The following is a 19,262-nucleotide window of genomic DNA, read 5'->3' on the forward strand; positions in this document are numbered from 1 at the left end:
TCCGTGACACGACAGCCACCTTTGGGTTTGCCAGGACCACCAGCAGCTTCAACGGCGCCCCGCTCCGGCCCCGCGGCCGGCCGGGGTCTTTTTTTCACCGCCAATCGGGGAGGAGCATGAAAACGCTACGCTGGACCGCGCTGTTGACGACCATCGCCGTCGGCGCCCTCGTCACCGGCTGCTGCGTCGAGCTCGACGCTGACGGCACTGCGCCTGCCGCCGCCGCAGAACAATCGCGCTACGTGATCCTGATGATCTCCGACGGCTGGAGCTACAATCACCTCGCCGCCGCCGCCGCCTACACCGGCCGGGAGCCCGCCTACACCGACTGGCTGCATTTCCCGATGAGCACCTGGGACTTCAACGCCCGGCGTCTGGCCGGCGGAACGGGGTACGACCCGGCCCGCGCCTGGAGCGAGTTCGATTACGTCGCCGCCGCCTACACCGACAGCGCCTCGGCCGCCACGGCGATGTACACCGGCTTCAAGGTCGACAAGGCCAACATCAACACCGCGCCGGCCGATGTTCTGCCCCTGGAGCCCTTCAGCGCCTACGCCCGCCGGGCCGGGCTGGCCGTCGGCGTCGTCAGCACCGTCCAGGCCTCCCACGCCACCCCGGCCTGCTGGTACGCCCACAACTCGACGCGCAAGAACGGTTACGCCATCTTCGCCGAGGGCGTCTGGGGCTTCGGCGGCATCCAAGGCGAGGGCCCCGGTTACGGCGGCGCCTACGACGTCGAACCGATCCTGCCCGAGGTGCTCATCGGCGCCGGTCACCCCGACTACAACGACTCCTACGTCGACGCCGACCAGGTCGAGAGGCTGGCCGCCGACTGCGCCGGGCGCGACGACTGGGCTCTCGTCGAGCGCCTCGACGGCCGGGACGACGCCGGAGAACGCCTGCTGAGCGCCGCCGCCGATCCCGCCGTCGAACGCCTCTTCGGCCTGTTCGGCGGACGCGAGGGCTGCTTCGACTGGACCCTGGCCGACCTTTCAGGCCGCGATCCGGAGAACCCGACCCTGGCCGAATGCTCCCGGGCCGCCCTCAAAGTACTCGGCCGCGACGGTAACGGCTTCGCCCTGCTGATCGAAGGCGGAGCCGTCGACTGGGCCGGACACGCCAACAGCATGGATTACATGATCGGCGAGCAGCGGGACTTCGACGCCGCCGTCGAAACCGTCGTCGACTGGATCGAGGACGAGACCACCCCGGCGGACTGGGACAACACCCTGCTGATCGTCACCGGCGACCACGAGTGCGGCTACCTGACCGCCGGGCCCGGCGTCTTCGCCGACCAGCCCCTGGGCGAGGTCTCCGAGCGCACCCTGGAGCTGGAACGTCCCACCGGCGCCCGCCGGGTCAGTTGGGGGGACGCCGACGCCGACGGCGAAATCGACGAGGACGAGGAGGTTTACTGGGCCTGGAACTCCGGCGAGCACACCAACCAGTTGATCCCCCTCTACGCCCGCGGCAACCGCGCCGAGGCCTTCCACGGCTTCATCATCGCCGAGGACCCCGTGCGCGGCGAGTACATCGACAACACCGCGATCTTCTTCGCCATGCTGGCGGCCCTCGGTCGCTAGGCCGACGGCTTCGCCCTCCACAACCTAGTCAGTAGTGCTGGGTTTATCCGGCGCGGGACGCGGGGTCCTCCAGGAACTCAACGGCACCGACAAGCGCCGGGCCGGCACGCGTTTTTGCCCGCAGACCTCCCGGTCAAGGGAGGTCTGCGGAATGCAAAAACCGTGACGGCCCGGGAAGCGTTAAGCCGTCGCAGATCGCAGACCGCAGATCCCGTGGTGGTACGGATAACGTAGAGAGTGGGGCGCCGCCGACAACGGTTCCGGCGAGGCGGAATCACCAAGCCGGAGCCGAGCAAGCTCCGGCTTCGATAGGTTCGTTCGCGCTCAACGCCCAAGGCCAAGCTCAGCAAACCGCCGGACGAATATGGGGCCGACCAGCAGGTCGGCCCCAGGCGTTTGACCAAGCTCATTCAGGACCGGGCGCGCCGCAGTTCCCCGCCCATGATACGATTCAACACCAGACCTAGCGGATCAACGCCGCCTTGCCCGTCGTCGGTTCACCCTGCGGCGGAACGATAACCCAGAGATAGACCCCGGAAGCCACCGAATACCCGCTGTCGTTGATCAGCCGCCAGGTGAACTCCTCCAGGGGGATGGTCACCCGGTAGACCAGGGCGCCGGCGGTGTCGTAGATCGACAGCTCGCTGCCCGGCTCGAGACGGGCGAAGGTCAGACCCTCGTGCTCGGCCCGGCAGGGGTTGGGGTAGGCGTAGGGGCCCGTGGGACGATCTTCGAAATCATCTGTGGGTCCGACGCCGGCCAGGCGGCCCAGGGCGGCCACCAGCCCCCGGGTCACCTGGCGGGTCAGCGGGAAGTGGTCCAGCAGGTTGGGATAGTCGTCGTTTCGGGAATGGTAGTAGGGGTACTCGAGCGGTATGTCCTCGATGCCCAGCAGGGCGTCGTAACCGTAGCGCCAGAACCGGTAGTGATCCGAACCGCCGTGTTCGCTCTCCAGGACCTTGGTCGTCAGGCCGTCGCCGTAGTCGGCGCAGGCCTCGGCGAAGGCTTCGGCCAGCCAGAGGCTGTCACCGTTGTGGAAGATGTCCAAGTCCTCCTGTTCGGCGGGATCGCTGCTCCAGACCACCATGTCCAGGTTCAACAGCCCCTCGATGGCCAGGCCCTCCGCAGCCGCCCATTGAGCGTGATAGCCGCTGCCGACCAGACCGACCTCCTCGGCGTCGAAGAAGGCGAAGCGCAGGCTCTTGTCCGTGGGGAATTCGGCCAGCACCCGGGCTGCCTCCAGCAGCGCCGTCGAGCCCGAACCGTTGTCGTTGGCTCCGGGGGCCAACACCTGGACGTCGGAGTCGGAGCTGATCGAATCGAAGTGCGCCGTGGCGTAGATCCAGTTGAGCGGCTCGACCCCGCCGATCTTGTCGGCCAGGATGTTGGTGATGTAAATGCCCCGCCCGACGTCCCGGGGCAGCCAGTCCTCGAGCAGGGTGAAGGAACCGCCGTCGTCGTCGGTGTAGCCGGGCTGCTGGGAGGCGATGAACCACAGCCGGTCCCCGGCGGCGTCGCCGTCCCGGATCTCGGCGACCGGAGCGCTGTCGAGCAGCTGCCAGGTGGAGCCGTAGTCGTCGGTCTGGTAGGCCGCGCCGTCCTCGGCCAGGGCGATGAACTCGTCGCCGCCGCGGTGGTAGAGGGCGCGCAGGTAGGTCTCCGCGGGACAACCCAGCTCCTCCCAGCTCAGCCCGCCGTCGCTGGTGCGGATGACGTTGTCGCCCACGGCCAGACCGCGCTGGGTATCGGTGAACAGAAGCTGGTAGAAGAAGTAATCCGTCGTCGGATAGACGATCGTCCAGTCGGCCCCGCCGTCGGTGGAGCGCAGCACCCGGCCGGTACCGGCGCAGAACAGGACGGTGTCGGGGTCGCCCGGTAGAGTGCCGGCGTCCTGGGCGCTGTTGACCAGCCCGGTCCGGCGATCCCAGCTTGTTCCGCCGTCGCTGGTGCGGTAGACCCCGCCGGCGTTGCTGAAGGCGTAGCCGTGTTGTTCGTCGGCGAAGTGCAGGGCCAGGAAGGCCTCCTGGGGGTCCTCGAAGATTGTTTGCTCCTCCCAGGAAGCCCCGCCGTCCGTCGAGCGGTAGTAGTGGTTGTAGGCGCCGTAGTGGAAGGTCGCCGGGGCGAAACAGCAAACCCCGCCCCAACCCGTGATCGAGGACTCGTCGGCGGAGAGCAGCAGGGAAAAACTCCCGCCGCCGTCGCTGGAGTAGAAGCAGAAGGGGGAAACATCGTAGCCGCCGCCGCAGAACAGCAGCAGGTCGCCGTCGGCGTGGACCTTGGCCAGACTGCCGCTCAGATAATTGTCGTAGGTTACGGTGTAGCCGTAATCGCTCAGCGTCTGGGCCAGGTAGTCCTGGGCGGCATGGTTGCCGTCGGTACCGACATAGCGGGTGCGAAAGCCGGCCAGGTCCGCATCGAAGCCCTGGATGGCGTCCAGGCTGACCTGCTCGACCAGGTAGGCCACCACCTCCTCGTCGGCGGCGCGGGGGCGCTGATCGACGTCCAGCCGCTCCAGCCGCCGTTGGGGCTGCAGGCGGATGTAGTAGAGGTTGGGATCGCCGCAGGCGGCGAGCAGTTCGTCCTCGCTCCAGCGGCAGACCAAACCGCCGTCGGGCAGGGCGCCCTGGACACCGGGGAGGACCGCCGCGTCGGGTTCGCCGCGGTAGGAACCGACGTAGAACAGCCCACCTGGGGCGTCGTCGAGTCCGACGGCCGCGGCTGCGGGTTCGGCGGTGCGGTAGAGCTCCCAGTCACCGACGGAGCCGTAGTAGACACCGGCGGGTGCAGCGTCGCCGGTCTCGACGGCGGTCAGCCAGGCCGCTGGGGCGGCGGCGGCCAGAAGACAGAGGGCGAGGACGGTCGAACGTTGGAGCATCGATCTTCTCCCGGTCGGGGCGGCGGCTTTAGTATAGCCCCGGCGGCGCCTGGAGGCAAGAACCCGAGCCGACGGGACAAACACCGCCCCGTCGTCGTATACTGATAACCGACTCCAATCGCCGGCCCTCGTCGGCGTGATAAACCCACAGACCTTACGGGGAGGTCGAGATGCGTAAAGCGACCACGCTGCTGTTGTCGATCCTGGCCGTCGCCTGTCTGGCCGACGGCGTCGTGGTGCCCGGATCCTACTTCCAGGAGCCCCTGGGGCCGCCGGAGCTCCGGGTGACCATCGCCGAGCACCACGTCACCACCACCATCGACGATGGCCTGGCCGTGACCAGCGTTGAGGAAGTTTTCGTCAACGACTACGATCACGCCATCGAGGCCGTTTACATCTTCCCCGTCCCGGAGGGCGCCGCCGTCAGCGAGTTCAGCGTTACCGTCGACGGCCGCGAGGTGAGCGCCGAGGTGCTGGAGGCCGCGGAGGCGGCCGAGCTCTATGCCGACGCCCTGCGCCAGGGCGGCAACGCCGCCCTGCTGGAATTCATGGGTCGCGGGGCCTTCCGGGCCGCGCTGGGCGAGATGGCCGCCGGGGAGCGCCGGCCCGTCCGCTTGGAGTACACCGAGCTGCTGGAGCCCCAGGACGGCCTCTACCACTACTCCTACCCCCTGGACATCGACACCTTCACCTACCGCACCGTCGACAACCTGTCCCTCGAGGTGACCATCGCCTCGGCCGCCCCCGTGCTCAACGTTTATTCCACCAGCCACACCCTGACGCGGGAGGAGCTGCAGGACGGCGTCAAGGTGACCTACTACGAACAAAACGCCCGCCCCGCCGGAGACTTCGAGCTCTACTACCAGACCTCGACGCAGGAGCTGGCCGCCGCCCTGCTGACCCATCGGCTCGAAGAAGACGGGGCCTTCCTGCTGATCCTCTCGCCCCAGCGGCGCGCCGACGACGAGGTGCTGCCCAAGGACATCGTCTTCTGCCTCGACATCTCGGGCTCGATGCGCGGCGACAAACTGACCCAGGCCAAAACGGCCCTGGCTTACTGCCTGGAGCGGCTCAACCCCGCCGACCGCTTCGAGGTCGTGACCTTCACCACGGAGGTCGAAAGCCTGTTCGGCGAGCTGCGCCCGGCCGACCAGGACAACCGCAGTCGAGCCCTGGAGTTCATCGCCGGTCTCGAGGCCCAGGCGCGGACCAATATCGACGGCGCCCTGCAGACCTCCCTCGAGGCCCTCGGTGATCCCGGACAGCGGCCGCAGTCGCTGATCTTCCTCACCGACGGCAAGCCCACCGTCGGCGAACGCGAGCCCGTCGACATCGTCGCCAACGTCGAGGGACGCGGCTCCAGCGCCCGGGCCTACATCTTCGGTGTCGGCCACGACCTCAACAGCCTGCTCCTGGACCATCTGGCCGTCGTCCAGCGCGGCAGCGTGGTCTACGTCGAGCCCGGCGAGGACCTGGAAGCCGCCGTGACCAGCTTCTACGAGAAGATCCAGGGTCCCGTGCTGACCGACCTGGAGCTGGATTTCGGCGGCACCGACGTCGCTGAACTCTACCCCCCGATCCTGCCGGACCTGTTCTCCGGCGAGCAGTTGACCCTCTCCGGGCGCTTCGCTGAACCGGGGCGACGGACCGTCACCCTCAGCGGCCGCGCCGGGGGCGAGATTCTGCGTCGGGAGTTCGAGCTGGACTTCGCCGCCGTCGACAACCCCGCCGTCGAGCTGATCTGGGCCCGGCGCAAGGTCGGTTACCTGCTGGAGCTGGTCCGCCTCGAAGGCGAGGACGAGGAAACCGTCGAGACGATCACCGAGCTGGCCCTGCGTTTCGGCATCGTCACCCCCTACACCAGCCTGGCCTGGGCCGAGGACGACCGCGGCGAGCCCCTGGCCGCCAACGGTGGTCATGGGCACTTCTCCGGCGGAACGGCCGCCGGTGACGCCCCGTCGGCTTCAGAGATGGAGCTCCGGGCCATCGAAGGCGCCGCCGGCGTCGCCGCCAGCGAGTCCATCGACGAGTTGCAGGCCGGGGTGGGCGACGACGAATCCGCTCAGGTCCGCCGGGCCATGGGCCGGGCCTTCTACCTGCGTGACGGCGTCTGGACCGACTCCATCTACGACGAGGATTCGATGACGCCGACCGAAGTCGTCCAGGCCTCCGACGACTACTTCACCCTGCTGACAGAACACCCCGAGCTGGCCCGGGCCTTCGCCCTGGGCGACGAGCTGATCGTCGTCGTCGCCGGACAAGCCTATCGCATCAGCCCCGCCGACGCCCAGTAACCCGGGCTGGGCCGCGGCAACGCCGAACCGCCCCCGTGGCCGGGGGCGGTTCTTGTGTTGCTGGTTGGTAGAGACTTGACAGGGCGCCCCAAGAAGGGGAATCCATGCCCTTTAACACCATTAACCGCCGGGCGGGCGCCTGTACCCGCCCTGGTTTCTTAAGGTACCAATTACCAACCGCTTACTGTGGATGGGAGTGCGTAACAGCCAGGGAGTTTGCGTGGTTTTCACGTCGCAAGACTCCCGCCGGCGGCCTGGCAGTGATCAAGCGACTGCCCGACGCTGCTCGCCCCATCAGGGACGGCTGGTCCTGTGCCGTTTGAAGCTACCGGTTAGGGCTGGAAATCGATGTGTTGGCAGACGGGCTGATGGAACAACCTATGAGTTGACGGTGAAAACCGATGTTCATTACGCTCGATAGAGTGCCTTCTCAGCAATGTCGTAATGACAGGTTGCTGATGGTCCAGAAGCGTGGTCAAGCCGACTGGATTACAGCTCCTCCCCCGGGAAGGTGTTGAAGTAGATGCAGTTGCCGTCGGGATCGAGGATCTCGGCCGCCGCGCTGCCGTCCTCCTCGGCGCGGGCTTCTTTGCTCAGCTTCAAGCCCGCGGCCCGGAGGGCCTCGGCGATGGCGAAAACGTCACCGCCGCGGAAGTTGAGCAGGTTGCGCTCGATGTGACCCTGGAACAGCCCCAGGGTGCAGTCGCCGTGACGCATGATGGCCCAGCCTTCTTCGACGACGCCGCCGAGCATCTCGAAGCCCAGCCTGCGGTAGAACTCCAGCGATCTGCCCAGCTCGGCCACGTTCAGGCAGAACTCGAAGCGTCCCAGGGGCTCCTCGTTCATGACTCCTCCAGGCGCTGCGGCGACCAGCGAAAACGGCCCTTGAAGAATCCGACCCGGCAAAGACTCCGGCGCCCCGGAACCGGCACGGTTTTTGCATCTCGGCGAACGTTACGGGCGAGTTTAACGCTGCGCCTCCGCAAAAACCGTGCCGGTTCCGGGGCAGACGTCAACGGTGTGTGTCTTTTCGGCGGCCGTTTTCGCTGGTCGCCGGGGTCTTTGTCAGCTCTCGTCGAGCTTGGCGAAGGTGACGTACATGTGGGTGAACTCGCGACCGGCGGGTTTCTCCAGCAGATTGCCGTGGGCGCAGACCAGGTCGAGGCCGTGAGGGGCGGCGAGGTTGACCAACTCGTGAAGGGTGTAGAGGCGCAGATCGACCAGGCGCTGGTGGCGTTGGCCCTGCGGCGAGACCCAGGTCCAGCGGGTTTTCAGCCGTCCGGTGTGGTAATCGGGCTCGGAGTCCTCGACCAGCAGCCAGCCGTCGGGGGCGACGCGACCGCTGCGGGGGCGGAAGTCGGCCATGATGCCGTCGCGGTTGACGAGCTGCATCAGCAGGCGGCCGCCGGGACGCAGCAGGCGGGCCCATTCGGCGAGGGCGCGGGCGTTCTCGGCCTCGTCGGTGAAGTAGCCGAAGCTGGTCCACCAGTTGAGGACGGCATCGAAGGAGGCGCTTTTGAGTCCGGTGGAGCGCATGTCGGCTTCGAGGAACTCGGCGCTGGCTCCGGCGGCGCGGCGGCGGGCGCGCTCGAGGTAGGCGGCGCAGAAGTCGACGCCGATGACCCAGACCCCGCGGCGGGCCAGGGGCAGGGCGCAGCGGCCGATACCGCAGCAGACGTCGGCCAGCCGGGCGCCGGGGCGCAGCTTCAACCGGCGCCAGATGTAGCCGACTTCTGCGGACCGGGCCTCGAGGCCGGCACCGCCGAAGCCGCCGGCGGCCCAGACATCGTCGAAGAAGTCCTCCCACCATTCGCTCATCGGTCATCTCCGGCTAGGCCCGTTCGGATTGTCCCATGTTCTCGTGGGCGCCGACGGCGGGTTCCATCAACATGTAGAAAACGGCGCCGACGACGGCCACCCCGGCGGCCACCAGGACGGCGGCGCCGTAACCCGCGGTCAGGTCGAAGATCAGGCCGCCGATGAAGGGCCCCGTCGTTCCGGACAGGCCGTAGGCCAGGGAGACGAAGGCGTAGACCCGGCCGAAGTTTTGCGCGCCGAAGGTGTCCTGGGTCTGTGTGGCGTAGAGAACCATCGCGGCGCCGAAGTTGAAGCCGACGAGGGCGGCGACAATGAGGAACCACCAGCCCCAGCCCGCCGCCGGCAGCAGCAGCAGGATGCTTGCGGCCAGCAGGATCAGGCTCAGCACGCTGGCCGGATGGCGGCCGAAGCGATCGGCGATCAGTCCCCAGGCGATGCGGCCGGCACTGTTGCCGACGGCCAGGGCACCGACGGCTCCGGCGGCGATCAGCTCCCCGGCCCCGCCGTCCAGGCCGATCAGCTTGAGGTTGCCGATCACCAGCAACCCGGAGAAGGTCCCGGCGAACATGGCGCCGAAGAAGCGCCAGAAGCGGGGGTCCCGGCCGACGCGGGGCAGCTCGGCGGTCTTGACGGCCAGCTTCGCCCCGGGCGGGTTGGCCAGAATGAAGGCGCAGACGATGATCAGGGCGCCGTAGGCCAGGCCCACCCACTGGAAGATCTGCAGGGGACCCAGGCCGTGGGCCAGCAGGGTCTCGATCACGGTCGAGAGCAGGATCGCCCCGCCGCCGAAACCGGCCACAGCGACGCCGGTCACCAGGCCCTTGCGTTTGGGGAACCAGCGCCCGGCGGTGGCGATCGGACAGAGGTAGACGAAACCGATGCCGGCGCCGGCGACGACGCCGTATCCCAGCAGCAGCCAGATGAACCGGCCGCCGGAGAGGGAGGCGATCAGCAGGCCCGCGGCGAAGAGCAGGCCGCCGATGGTCACCGGCAGGGTGGGGCCGCGGCGGTCCAGCAGCCGCCCGGCGAACAGCATCGTCAGGGCGAAGACGGCGATGTTGAGGCCGAAGATCAACTGGCCCTGCCACTCCATCAGGCCGTAATCGGCGGTCAACGGCTTGGCGATGGCGCTCCAGGCGTAGATACCGCCGACACAGAGCTGAACAAGGACCACGGCGGCCAGGATCAGCCAGCGGCGCGGTCCGCGGGGTGCTTCGGTTGGTGACGCAGCGGGTTTGCTTGTCATCGTATCGGGGGTTGTGGGCCGTGGACGCGGAAAGTCGTCCAGCGGCACAGGGGTTGTGTAGACGACTCGCTTATCCGCCGTACTCGGCGGGTTGGATTCTGGCCGCTGGTCCGACACTGGGACCGGCCATGGAGGTTCCGCGCAGGTTCAGGGGAACCGGGCTGACTTCGGGCGGTTCCAGCCGTTCATGCACGAAGAGGTGGAAGTAGCGGCCGGAGAAGGGGATCAGGAAACCAAAGTCATAGGGCGGTCGCCACTCGGCGACCATCACCCGACGATAGTCCCGCTGCAGCACCTCGGCCGGCACGCCGTACTTTTGCCGGCCGTACCAGCCCACCTGGTCGTAGAAGCACGAGGTGACGACGATGAAATCCAGCTGGTGATCGGCGATGTATTCGTAATCCCCGGGATTGTTGAAGAGGTGGTAGTTGCAGATGGGCTTGACTTCGGCGTCGATGGCCGGTACATCGGCGAAGTAGGGCAACACCCCCATGTCCGTGGTAATCATCCAGGAATCTTCGGCCTTGAGGCGGGCGATCAGGCGGCCCATCTCTTCGGCGGGAGAGCCGGGGTGGTTGTAGTGGTAGAAGATAAAGGCGCGCCAGCCCGTCAGTCCCGCCGCCAGGGAACAGAGCAGGGCGAGGGTCAGGGCCAGACGACCTCTCAGTTTTTCTACCAGGCGCAAGATCAGCGGCAGGGTGACGGCCAGGGCCGTCACCGCCGAGGGCAGCCACAGCCGCTGGACGCCCATCCAGTCGCCGGTCAACAGGTACTTGCCGATGTGAATGAGGGCCAGCAGGGCCAGGATCAGTTTAAGCGGCCATTCGAACCGGGTCTCGTCGTCGGGATCCCGGCTGAGCAGGAACCAGCCGGCGCCGAGATAGATCAACAGGTTACCGGGCGTCTTGAAGGCGTAGTAGAGCAGGAACTTGGTGTTGTTGAACAGGATTGCCGGCAGGTTGGCCCAGATGTCGGGCACCTTGGCCAGGGCGCTGGTCGGCAGCAGGGTAGGATAGAAGAAGACGGGCAGGATGAACAGCGCCAGGCCCGGCAGCAGGCCGACCAGGGGACGCCAGGCCTCGCGCAGCCGGTGGGGCCGACGGCGGTCGATTAGCAGCCAGAGCGCGGCCGCGGCCAGAAGGGCGGCGTTGAAGAAGGCGTCGGGTCGGCTGACGAGTTGCAGACCCAGGGCCAGACCGAAGGCCGCGCTCAAGCGGCCGCTCTTGTAATCGCGCAGCAGCAGACGCACCGTCAACAGCAGGCTGAAGACGTTGAGCAGCGTCTCCAGCCCGCTCACCGACCAGTAGACCGCCGGGGCGTAAGTCAGCAGGAGACCCCCGAGGGCCCAGGCCGTCAGGCGGGGAGTTCCGGGTCGAACCAGCCGCACGACGGCCTGGAGCTGCCAGACCGTTCCGAGCAGCAGCAGGACGCCCAGCAGCTTGCTCCAGAATAACGGGTTGAGCCCCAGCAGGTACCCCGGGGTCAGCATGGCCAGCCAGAGATAGCTGCCCCAGGCGTTGGTCGGCGTCTCCCCCGGGGTCATGTTGGGCAGCTCGCCCCGGGCCAGTTGCCGGGCGCCGTTGAAGTAGATGTAGGCGTCGTCGGGGCTGTAGGCGCCGGTGTCCCAGATGATTACCAGGCAGATCAGCACCTCAAGGGCGATCAGCAGCCACCACCAGGACGAGCCCCGGCTGGTTCGCTGCACGTCGAGCGACGGATTAGCATGTACCAGCATCAATCACGCCCGCGTTGGATGAAGGTTCACCTTGCCAGGTTCGACAGGTTCGAGAAGCTCCGGTCAATCGTTTCCGCCCGCGCAAACCGTATCCGTCAGCTACTCACCAAATGAAGCCCTCTTCGATGCCCAGTCGAGGGTAGGACGGCGGGACGGAGCCGAAATAGCGCAGCTTGATCGGCAACGGCTCGGGAACGTCATAGTCGATACGGTCGGAGATGAAGAGGTGGAAGTAGCGGCCGCCCTTTTCCAGGAAGATGTCCAGGGCCAGGCTCTGCCTCCACTCGGCGATCAGCGCCGGGCGGAAGTGCTCACGGAAGTAGTCGGTCTGGTAAAGCAGGCCGCCGACGGCGGGATGGGTGTAATCCCCTCCAAGGGGTGTTAAATGCTCGGAGACGACGATAACGAAGTCCACCTGATGCTCGAGAACGTAATCCAGATCGCCGGGGTGCTGCTGCAGGTGGCGGTTGGCCACCGGATGGACCTCGGCATCGAGAGTCGGGATCTCGGCGTAGTAGGGCGTTACGCCCATGTCCGGTGTCAGCAGCCAGGAATCTTCCCGGGCCAGCTCGTTGATCAGTTCACCCATCTCCCGGGCCGGGCCGGTCGGCTTGGCGTAGTTGGCGAAGATGAAGGTCCGCCAACCCCACAGGCCGCCGAAGAGGGAGACGCCGAGGAGCAGGATCGCCGCCGCCCGGCTCCGCAGCGTCGTCAGTAGATCGTACAACAACAGCACGGCACAGGCCAGGGCCAGCAGCAGACCGCCGACCCACAGGCGGTTGACCATCGTCCAGTCGTTGACGATCCACATCTGCAGGATCCGCCCGCCGATCAACAGCGCCAGGGCCACCCGCAGGGGGAGACCGGGCGGCGACTCCCCGCCGCGCCGGAGCAGGAAGACCGCCGCCGCCGGCAGGACCACCAACACCCCCGGCGAGGCGGCCAGCTCCTGGACCATGGGAAAGAGATTGTAGCTCAACCAGTGAAAGGACAACAGGTAGGCCGGGTCGGGGGTTTTCGCCAGGGCGCTGTGGGGCAGGGGGGTGCCGTAGATCGACCACAGCAGCGCCATCAACGCCAGACCGGGCAGCAGGCCGACCAGGGGCCGCCAGGCGTCGCGCGGGCGAAAGGGATGAGTACGTGAGATGACCAGCCAGGCCGTGCAGCCCAGCAACACGAGAAGCTCGAGGAAGGCGTCGGGCCGGCTGAGCAGCAGCAGGCTCCAGGACAGCCCCAGCGCGACGGTCGGCCTGCCGGCGCCGGCGTCCCGCGCCGTCAGCCGTACCGCGGTCAGCAGGGCGAACAGGTAGAGGGCGGTTTCCAGCAGGTTCACCGAACCGTAGACCAGGGGCACGGCAGTCAGGGCGACGCCGGCCAGGGCCAGAGCGGCCGGCGGCTCCATGCTCGGCCGCCACAACCGCAGCAGGCCGGCCAGCTGCCACAGTCCGCCGAGCAGCAGGATGAAGCCGACGACTTTGCCCCAGACCAGGGGGTTGAGCCCCAGCAGATAGGCCGGCGCCAGCAGCGTCAACCAGATGTGGGAGCCGAAGGCGTTGGTCGGCGCTTCCCCCGGAGTGGTGTTCGGCAACTCGCCCCGGGCCAGCTGCCGAGCCCCGCCCAGGTAGATGTAGCCGTCGTCCATGGTGTAGTTGGACAGATCGAGCAGAATCACCAGGCAGAGCAGCAGCTCCAGCCCCAGTAACACCCACCAGACCCAGGGGACGCTTTTTTTGACGCTGCCGGGGTAGACCGTCTGCATTAGTCCTTTTCCAGGCGCGGGATGAAAGGGCGGCACGGATGCTAATCAGTAAAGGATTATACCAGAAAGCGTCTTCCACGTCGGCCTTGCGCCCCACCGGAACGAGTGCTAAACTGATTCCCATAATGTACCCAGCCGCAAAGTACGCCAAAGGAGAACCATGCCGCGCAAGCTGAAGAGCCCCACGGGCAGCGAGCTGCACTGCAAGGGCTGGCAGCAGGAGGCCGCCTACCGAATGCTGCAGAATAATCTCGACCCCGAGGTCGCCGAGGACCCGGACAACCTGATCGTCTACGGCGGCAGCGGCAAGGCCGCCCGCAACTGGGAGGCCCTCGAGACCATCCTGCGCACCCTCACCAAACTCGAGGACGACGAGACGCTGCTGGTGCAGTCCGGCAAGCCCGTCGGCGTCTTCAAGACCCACCCCTGGGCCCCGACGGTGCTGCTGGCCAACTCCAACCTCGTCCCGCGCTGGGCCGACTGGGAGCACTACTACGAACTCGAGGCCAAGGGCCTGATGATGTACGGCCAGATGACCGCCGGGAGCTGGATCTATATCGGCACCCAGGGCATCCTCCAGGGCACCTACGAGACCCTGGCCGAGCTGGCCCGCCAGCACTTCGACGGCAGCCTGCAGGGCCGCTGGGTCCTCACCGGCGGCATGGGCGGCATGTCCGGTGCCCAGCCCCTGGCCGTGACGATGAACGACGGGGTCTGCCTCGACGTCGAGTGCCGTCCCGAGCGCATCCAACGGCGCATCGATCAGGGGTACTGCGACCGGATGACCACCGACCTCGACGAGGCCCTCGGATTGGTCGAAGAGTACACCGCCAAGGGCGAGCCCCTCTCCATCGGCCTGGTCGGCAACTGCGCCGACGTCCTGCCCGAACTCGTCCGGCGCAACGTCGTCCCCGACGTGCTCACCGACCAGACCAGCGCCCACGACGAACTCAACGGCTACGTCCCCCACGGGATGAGCGTCGCCGAGGCCGACGAGCTGCGCACCAAAGACCCCGAGACCTACAAGGCACGCTCCCTCGAGTCGATGGTCGCCCACATGAACGCCATGCTCGAGCTCCAGCGCCGCGGCGCCGCAGCCTTCGACTACGGTAACAACATCCGTGGACAGACCGTCGAGCGCGGCGCCCCCGAGGCCTTCAACATCAAGGGCTTCGTCCCCCTCTATATCCGACCCCTGTTCTGCGACGGCAAGGGGCCCTTCCGCTGGGCCGCCCTCTCCGGCGATCCCGAGGACATCTACCGCACCGACGAAGCCGCCCTGCGACTGTTCCCCGAGGATACCGCCCTCAAACGCTGGATCGAGAAGGCTCAGCGGCAGGTCCGCTTCCAGGGCCTGCCCTGCCGCATCTGCTGGCTGGGCTACGGCGACCGCGAGCGCTTCGGCCTCGAGATCAACCGCATGGTCCGCGAGGGCGAGCTCAAGGCCCCCATCGTCATCGGCCGCGACCACCTCGACTGCGGCTCCGTGGCCAGCCCCAACCGCGAGACCGAGGGGATGAAGGACGGCTCCGACGCCGTCAGCGACTGGGCCTTCCTCAACGCCATGCTCAACGCCGTCGGCGGGGCCAGTTGGGTCAGTGTCCACCACGGCGGCGGCGTCGGCATGGGCTACTCCCAACACGCCGGCCAGGTCATCGTCGCCGACGGCTCCGAGATGATGGACGCCCGCCTGTCCCGCGTCCTGACCACCGACCCCGGCCTGGGCATCTGCCGCCACGCCGACGCCGGCTACCAGCGCGCCCTCGATAACGCCAAACGCTTCGGCGTCAAGATACCGCTGCTGAAGGATTAACCGACCCGTCCGAATCCTTTAGCCCGTCGGAGTACGAGACAACACAGACGGCGGCGCGGTTGTTGCCCGAGTCCACCCGCCAGGGTGGACTCGGTGCGCAAGAACCGTGCCGCCGTCGACGCAGAGGGGTGCCCTGAGCGACTGGCTACCGGGGCGGTTCTGCGCGTCCAGCGGTCCCGGCAACCTCACCACCGCAGACCCGCTCACCGTCCACCCTAAGGAAATGTATGACGAACACAAGAGTCTTTGTTGCCTACAACCGCCCCATAAATTAAGAATATGTATATAAATGTGCGTTCAAGCCGATCATATATTACGACAACCGCTTTTACATATAGGTTCACCTGTAGAAAAAGTGCAACTTTATCGTCATAATGTGCTACACTACAATCAGCGGACAAGGAGGAAAACCCAACAGATAGGAGCAGAAGATGGCCAGGGTCGCCAGAGAGATGGTCGAAAAAGCCGGGGTGGACGTGGACAAGCTGCTGAAGCTGTTGGTGAAGAACGCAGCCGCCGAGCTTACGACCTACTACTATTACACCATCCTGCGCGCCAACCTCATCGGTCTGGACGGCGAGACACTCAAAGAGATTACCGAAGTCGCCCGCATCGAGGACCGCAACCACTTCGAGGCGCTGATACCACGGATCTACGAGCTGGGAGGCAAGCTCCCCGATTGCCTGAAGGAGTTCCACGACATCTCCGCCTGTCCCCCGGCAAGCCTGCCCGAGACGCCGGACGCCAAAGCCATCCTCAAGGTGCTCGTCGAGGCTGAACGCTGCGCCGTCCGAGGCTATACGGAAATCTGCAGCATGACGGCCGGCAAGGATCACCGCACCCACGACCTCGCCCTGGCCATCTTAAATGAAGAGATCGAGCACGAATCCTGGTTCTCCGAGTTTTTGGGGGAGGGACCGTCGGGCCACTTCATGCGCCGGGGTGAAAGCTCGCCTTTCGTCTCCAAGTTTCTAAGGTAGGCGGCAGCGTTACCCACAGTCAAGAAGAGCAGGGGCCGACCGGCCGGTCGGCCCCTGCTGGTCGGCCCGTTGATCAGCGACGACGGCGAAAACCCGCCGGGACGCCTGTCCTCAGTCGCCCGCTGAATACCGGCGGCGCTCTGGGTGCTTAGACCCCAGGCCCCGCCGGTGCGGTGTACCCCGCCCTCACTGCGTTCGAGTCGGCCGGAAAGGCAAACCGCCTCAACGACAAGGACGGACTGCAACCTCCATACCTTTGCTGTGCTGCGTCAGGCCGACCACCGGCGTACCGTCGACCGCTGAACAGCCGACCAATGAAATGAACCAAAGAAAAACGGACGCCCGGTGGCGCCCGTAGAATAATTGAAAACGACCCTAGCCCGCCGGTTTGACGACCTTCCCGGCACGGATGCAGCTCGAACAGACGCGGATCCGCCGGGTCCGGCCGTCGACGACGGCGCGCACCTTGAACAGGTTGGGCTTGAAGACCCGCTTGGTCCGCCGGATGGAATGGCTGACGTTGTGGCCGGTCGAGGACTGTTTGCCGCAGATCGCGCAGCGGTTGCTCATGGCGGTGCTCCGGGCTGTGCTGTTGGACTGGCTGTTGTACTGTTTAGTGACGCCTTGGCCGTCGTTTTGCGTCGTCTTGAGCGACGGGGGCGAAGTTTAGCACGCCGGCCGGGGCGTGTCAAGCGTTCGTCACTGCTCGACGTAGTAGGGCAGGCGGTGCTCGGTTTTGCGGCGCTGGTGGCGCTCGTGGTAGTCGCGGAAGAGGTAGGCGATGAAGATCGCGTTGGCGCCGATGAAGGCGGCGGCGATGAAGAAGGGCCAGACCGGTCCGGCGGACTCGTAGAGCGCCGTGGCGGCGATCGGTCCCACCACCAGGCCGAAGCTGGTGATCGTCCCGACACCGCCCAGCACCGTGGCCCGGTTACGCGCCGGGAGCTGCTCGAGAATCAGGCTCATCCAGCTCGGCAGCACCAGGGCGATGCCCACCCCGACAACGGCCATCATCACGTAGTAGGAGCCGATGATAGTGATGAAAGGGATGGTCACCAGTCCGGCGCAGATCAGCAGCATCCCGGTGATCATCAGGTACTTGCGCCCGATGCGCTCGGCGAAGCGTCCCGCCGGGTAGACGACGATCACCGTGGCGATCGAGAGCACCAGGAAGCCGAAGCCGGACTCGGATTCGGTAAAGCCGACGTCGTTGTTGATGAACAGCACCAGCACCGAGGTGTTGATGCCGACGATGAACATGTTGATGAAGCCCTGGATGGAGAGGGCCAGCAGGCGACCGTTGGTGTAGAGCTCCTTCAGCGCGCCGCCGAGTTCACGCAGCCAGTCCAGGAAGGGATGCTCGGCGGCTCGGGCCGCCGCCCGGCGCTTGGACTTGCGCGGCCGGCGCAGGGTCTCCTGCAGGAACAGCAAGCACAGCAGGGCCGTGGCGCCGATCAGCATGCTGGCCGAGTAGAAGGTCCAGCGCGCCCCGCCCCCGGCCACCCCGCCGAACCAGTCCATCAGGTACAGGCCGATGGCCGGGCCGACGCCGGTGCCCACGGCGAAGGCCAGGTTGAGAATGCCCAGGGCGGCGTCGCGCCGGCCCCGGGACATCATGTCGGCCACCATGGCGTTGGCCGCGGGCCAGATGACGGAGTTGCCGGCGCCGTCGGCGGCGCGGATGGGGATGTAGAGCCAGACCAGGGAGCCTACGCCGATCAGGGACAACAGCAGCGGGCTGGCCATCGAGACCAGCAGGCCGAGGATGATCATCAACCGGCGGCCGAAACGATCGGCCAGCGAACCGCCGAAGATCTTGAGGAAGGTGTTGGAGAAGGAGAAGGCGGCGATGGCCACGCCGACCAGTCCCACCGAGGCGCCGAGGTTGTTGGTGGCGTGGAGCTGGATGGCCGGGATGACGATGCCGTAGCCCAGCTCGGCGGCGAAGATCGAGACGATCAGCAGCAGGTAGTTGCGCCCCACGCTGATGTTGCGCAGTCCTTTGCCGCCGCGGCTGTCTCGTCCCAGGGTCATCGTCGGTTCCTCATGACGGCCTTACGAACCCGCTCGGCGCTGCGGCGTAGAAGCGGGGACCCGACCGGGTCCCCGGCGCAGTGCCGCGAAATCGCTCTAGATGCCGCCGTGGTCGGCCTTGGCCAGGCCGGTCAGCAGCTCGACGGCGCCCCGGTAATCTTCCAGATGGGCCGTCTCGCTGGGCTGATGGACATAGCGGGTGGGGATGCTGACCGCGCCGACGGGCACGCCGCCCTTGGTGAACTGGATGCCGAAGGCGTCGGTGGTGCCGCCGCGCAGAACCTCGCGCTGGTAGGGCAGGCCGAGCTCCTCGCAGGTGGCGATCATCAGCTTGCGGATGCTGGTCGGGATCACCGTGCCGCCGTCCATCATCTTCAGCGCCACCCCCTTGCCCAGCTCGCAGGGCATCGGTTTGCACAGCGGTGTGTCGCCGGACATGGTCACATCGACGGCGTAGGCCACCTCGGGATCGATGCCGTAGGCGCTGGTGCGCGCCCCGCGGACTCCGACCTCCTCCTGGACGGTGAAGACGAAGTGGCATTCGTTGGGCGCCGCGCCGTCGAGCTTGCGCAGGGTCTCGACGAGGGCGGCGCAGCCCAGGCGGTCGTCGAGGGCCTTGGAGACGACGACGTCGCCCTGGAAGACCGTCGGCCGGGTGAAGCAGGCGGCGTCGCCGATATCCACCCGTTTCGCGGCGGCGGCGCGATCCGGGGCGCCGATATCGACGAACAGGTGCTGCCAGCCGTGCTTGCCGGCTTCCACGCCCCGGCCCTCGAGGCCGATGACCCCGACGGTGCCGTCGGCGAACTCGACCCGGCGTCCCACCAGATGCTGGTGGTAGACGCCGCCCAGAGGGGTGACGCGCAGGAAGCCGGCTTCATCGACGTAATGGCAGGCCAGGCCGATCTCGTCGGCGTGGGCGGCGAACATCAACCGGCGGCCGCCGGAGCCCACCCGGCAGATCAGGTTACCCATCACGTCGTAGCGTAGCTCGTCGACGTGGGGCTTGACCATTTCGGCGATCTTCTCCAGCACGGGGCGCTCGGAGCCCGAGGGGCCGAAGGCTTGACAGAGGGTGCGGATGGTGTCTTGCATGGCGGTCTTGGACCTCCTCGGAGCTCCGGG

At 66.8% G+C, this 19,262-nt stretch carries 13 protein-coding genes; 4 read left to right on the forward strand and 9 right to left on the reverse strand.

What is annotated here, in order from left to right; translation table 11 throughout:
• Nucleotides 1-116: 116 nt before the first annotated feature.
• Nucleotides 117-1,583 (forward strand): hypothetical protein, encoded by a 1,467-nt coding sequence (locus tag GF399_03755; protein ID MBD3399428.1) that lies wholly within the window; start codon nt 117-119, stop codon nt 1,581-1,583.
• Between the two features lie 463 nt (nt 1,584-2,046).
• Here GF399_03755 and GF399_03760 read toward each other — a convergent pair whose 3' ends face one another.
• Nucleotides 2,047-4,458 (reverse strand): M28 family peptidase, encoded by a 2,412-nt coding sequence (locus GF399_03760; GenBank protein ID MBD3399429.1) that lies wholly within the window; start codon nt 4,456-4,458, stop codon nt 2,047-2,049.
• A 170-nt stretch (nt 4,459-4,628) separates the two neighbouring features.
• On the opposite strand from GF399_03760, the gene GF399_03765 reads away from it, so the two are divergent.
• Nucleotides 4,629-6,752, forward strand: a complete 2,124-nt coding sequence (locus GF399_03765; protein MBD3399430.1) for a VWA domain-containing protein — start codon at nt 4,629-4,631, stop codon at nt 6,750-6,752.
• Between the two features lie 489 nt (nt 6,753-7,241).
• On the opposite strand, the gene GF399_03770 is transcribed toward GF399_03765, so the two are convergent.
• The 5 genes from GF399_03770 to GF399_03790 all read right to left on the reverse strand — a co-directional run bounded on the left by GF399_03770 (nt 7,242) and on the right by GF399_03790 (nt 13,310).
• Nucleotides 7,242-7,598: a VOC family protein gene (locus GF399_03770; GenBank protein ID MBD3399431.1), complete on the reverse strand. Its 357-nt coding sequence runs from the start codon at nt 7,596-7,598 to the stop codon at nt 7,242-7,244.
• Nucleotides 7,599-7,817: 219 nt separating this feature from the next.
• The gene (locus tag GF399_03775; protein ID MBD3399432.1) at nt 7,818-8,570 is read right to left on the reverse strand and encodes a methyltransferase domain-containing protein; all 753 of its coding nucleotides are present in this window, start codon (nt 8,568-8,570) and stop codon (nt 7,818-7,820) included.
• Between the two features lie 13 nt (nt 8,571-8,583).
• Nucleotides 8,584-9,816: an MFS transporter gene (locus GF399_03780; GenBank protein ID MBD3399433.1), complete on the reverse strand. Its 1,233-nt coding sequence runs from the start codon at nt 9,814-9,816 to the stop codon at nt 8,584-8,586.
• Nucleotides 9,817-9,886: 70 nt separating this feature from the next.
• Nucleotides 9,887-11,551: a hypothetical protein gene (locus tag GF399_03785; protein MBD3399434.1), complete on the reverse strand. Its 1,665-nt coding sequence runs from the start codon at nt 11,549-11,551 to the stop codon at nt 9,887-9,889.
• A 103-nt stretch (nt 11,552-11,654) separates the two neighbouring features.
• The gene (locus tag GF399_03790) at nt 11,655-13,310 is read right to left on the reverse strand and encodes a hypothetical protein (protein ID MBD3399435.1); all 1,656 of its coding nucleotides are present in this window, start codon (nt 13,308-13,310) and stop codon (nt 11,655-11,657) included.
• Nucleotides 13,311-13,470: 160 nt separating this feature from the next.
• Between GF399_03790 and hutU the strand changes: the two genes are divergently transcribed.
• Both hutU and GF399_03800 read left to right on the forward strand, forming a co-directional pair.
• Nucleotides 13,471-15,123, forward strand: a complete 1,653-nt coding sequence (hutU, locus tag GF399_03795) for a urocanate hydratase (GenBank protein MBD3399436.1) — start codon at nt 13,471-13,473, stop codon at nt 15,121-15,123.
• 431 nt (nt 15,124-15,554) lie between these two features.
• Complete coding sequence (locus tag GF399_03800; protein ID MBD3399437.1) at nt 15,555-16,103, forward strand: DNA protection protein DPS; 549 nt, start codon at nt 15,555-15,557, stop codon at nt 16,101-16,103.
• 375 nt (nt 16,104-16,478) lie between these two features.
• On the opposite strand, the gene rpmB is transcribed toward GF399_03800, so the two are convergent.
• The 3 genes from rpmB to GF399_03815 all read right to left on the reverse strand — a co-directional run bounded on the left by rpmB (nt 16,479) and on the right by GF399_03815 (nt 19,232).
• On the reverse strand, nt 16,479-16,673 hold the full coding sequence (gene rpmB / locus GF399_03805; protein ID MBD3399438.1) for a 50S ribosomal protein L28: 195 nt from the start codon (nt 16,671-16,673) through the stop codon (nt 16,479-16,481).
• A 129-nt stretch (nt 16,674-16,802) separates the two neighbouring features.
• Entirely contained in the window at nt 16,803-18,137 is a 1,335-nt protein-coding gene (locus GF399_03810) for an MFS transporter (protein ID MBD3399439.1), read from the reverse strand.
• Between the two features lie 96 nt (nt 18,138-18,233).
• Nucleotides 18,234-19,232 (reverse strand): M20/M25/M40 family metallo-hydrolase, encoded by a 999-nt coding sequence (locus tag GF399_03815; protein MBD3399440.1) that lies wholly within the window; start codon nt 19,230-19,232, stop codon nt 18,234-18,236.
• Between the last annotated feature and the right edge of the window lie 30 nt (nt 19,233-19,262).

The organism is Candidatus Coatesbacteria bacterium (assembly GCA_014728225.1).
Lineage (GTDB): Bacteria > RBG-13-66-14 > RBG-13-66-14 > RBG-13-66-14 > RBG-13-66-14 > WJLX01.

Excerpts from the sequence above, each read along its gene's own strand:
- hutU (MBD3399436.1), top strand. The coding sequence starts at position 13,471 with ATGCCGCGCAAGCTGAAGAGCCCCACGGGCAGCGAGCTGCACTGCAAG.
- GF399_03770 (MBD3399431.1), bottom strand. The coding sequence starts at position 7,598 with ATGAACGAGGAGCCCCTGGGACGCTTCGAGTTCTGCCTGAACGTGGCC.
- GF399_03815 (MBD3399440.1), bottom strand. The coding sequence starts at position 19,232 with ATGCAAGACACCATCCGCACCCTCTGTCAAGCCTTCGGCCCCTCGGGC.
- GF399_03755 (MBD3399428.1), top strand. The coding sequence starts at position 117 with ATGAAAACGCTACGCTGGACCGCGCTGTTGACGACCATCGCCGTCGGC.
- rpmB (MBD3399438.1), bottom strand. The coding sequence starts at position 16,673 with ATGAGCAACCGCTGCGCGATCTGCGGCAAACAGTCCTCGACCGGCCAC.
- GF399_03800 (MBD3399437.1), top strand. The coding sequence starts at position 15,555 with ATGGCCAGGGTCGCCAGAGAGATGGTCGAAAAAGCCGGGGTGGACGTG.
- GF399_03785 (MBD3399434.1), bottom strand. The coding sequence starts at position 11,551 with ATGCTGGTACATGCTAATCCGTCGCTCGACGTGCAGCGAACCAGCCGG.
- GF399_03775 (MBD3399432.1), bottom strand. The coding sequence starts at position 8,570 with ATGAGCGAATGGTGGGAGGACTTCTTCGACGATGTCTGGGCCGCCGGC.
- GF399_03780 (MBD3399433.1), bottom strand. The coding sequence starts at position 9,816 with ATGACAAGCAAACCCGCTGCGTCACCAACCGAAGCACCCCGCGGACCG.
- GF399_03810 (MBD3399439.1), bottom strand. The coding sequence starts at position 18,137 with ATGACCCTGGGACGAGACAGCCGCGGCGGCAAAGGACTGCGCAACATC.
- GF399_03790 (MBD3399435.1), bottom strand. The coding sequence starts at position 13,310 with ATGCAGACGGTCTACCCCGGCAGCGTCAAAAAAAGCGTCCCCTGGGTC.
- GF399_03760 (MBD3399429.1), bottom strand. The coding sequence starts at position 4,458 with ATGCTCCAACGTTCGACCGTCCTCGCCCTCTGTCTTCTGGCCGCCGCC.
- GF399_03765 (MBD3399430.1), top strand. The coding sequence starts at position 4,629 with ATGCGTAAAGCGACCACGCTGCTGTTGTCGATCCTGGCCGTCGCCTGT.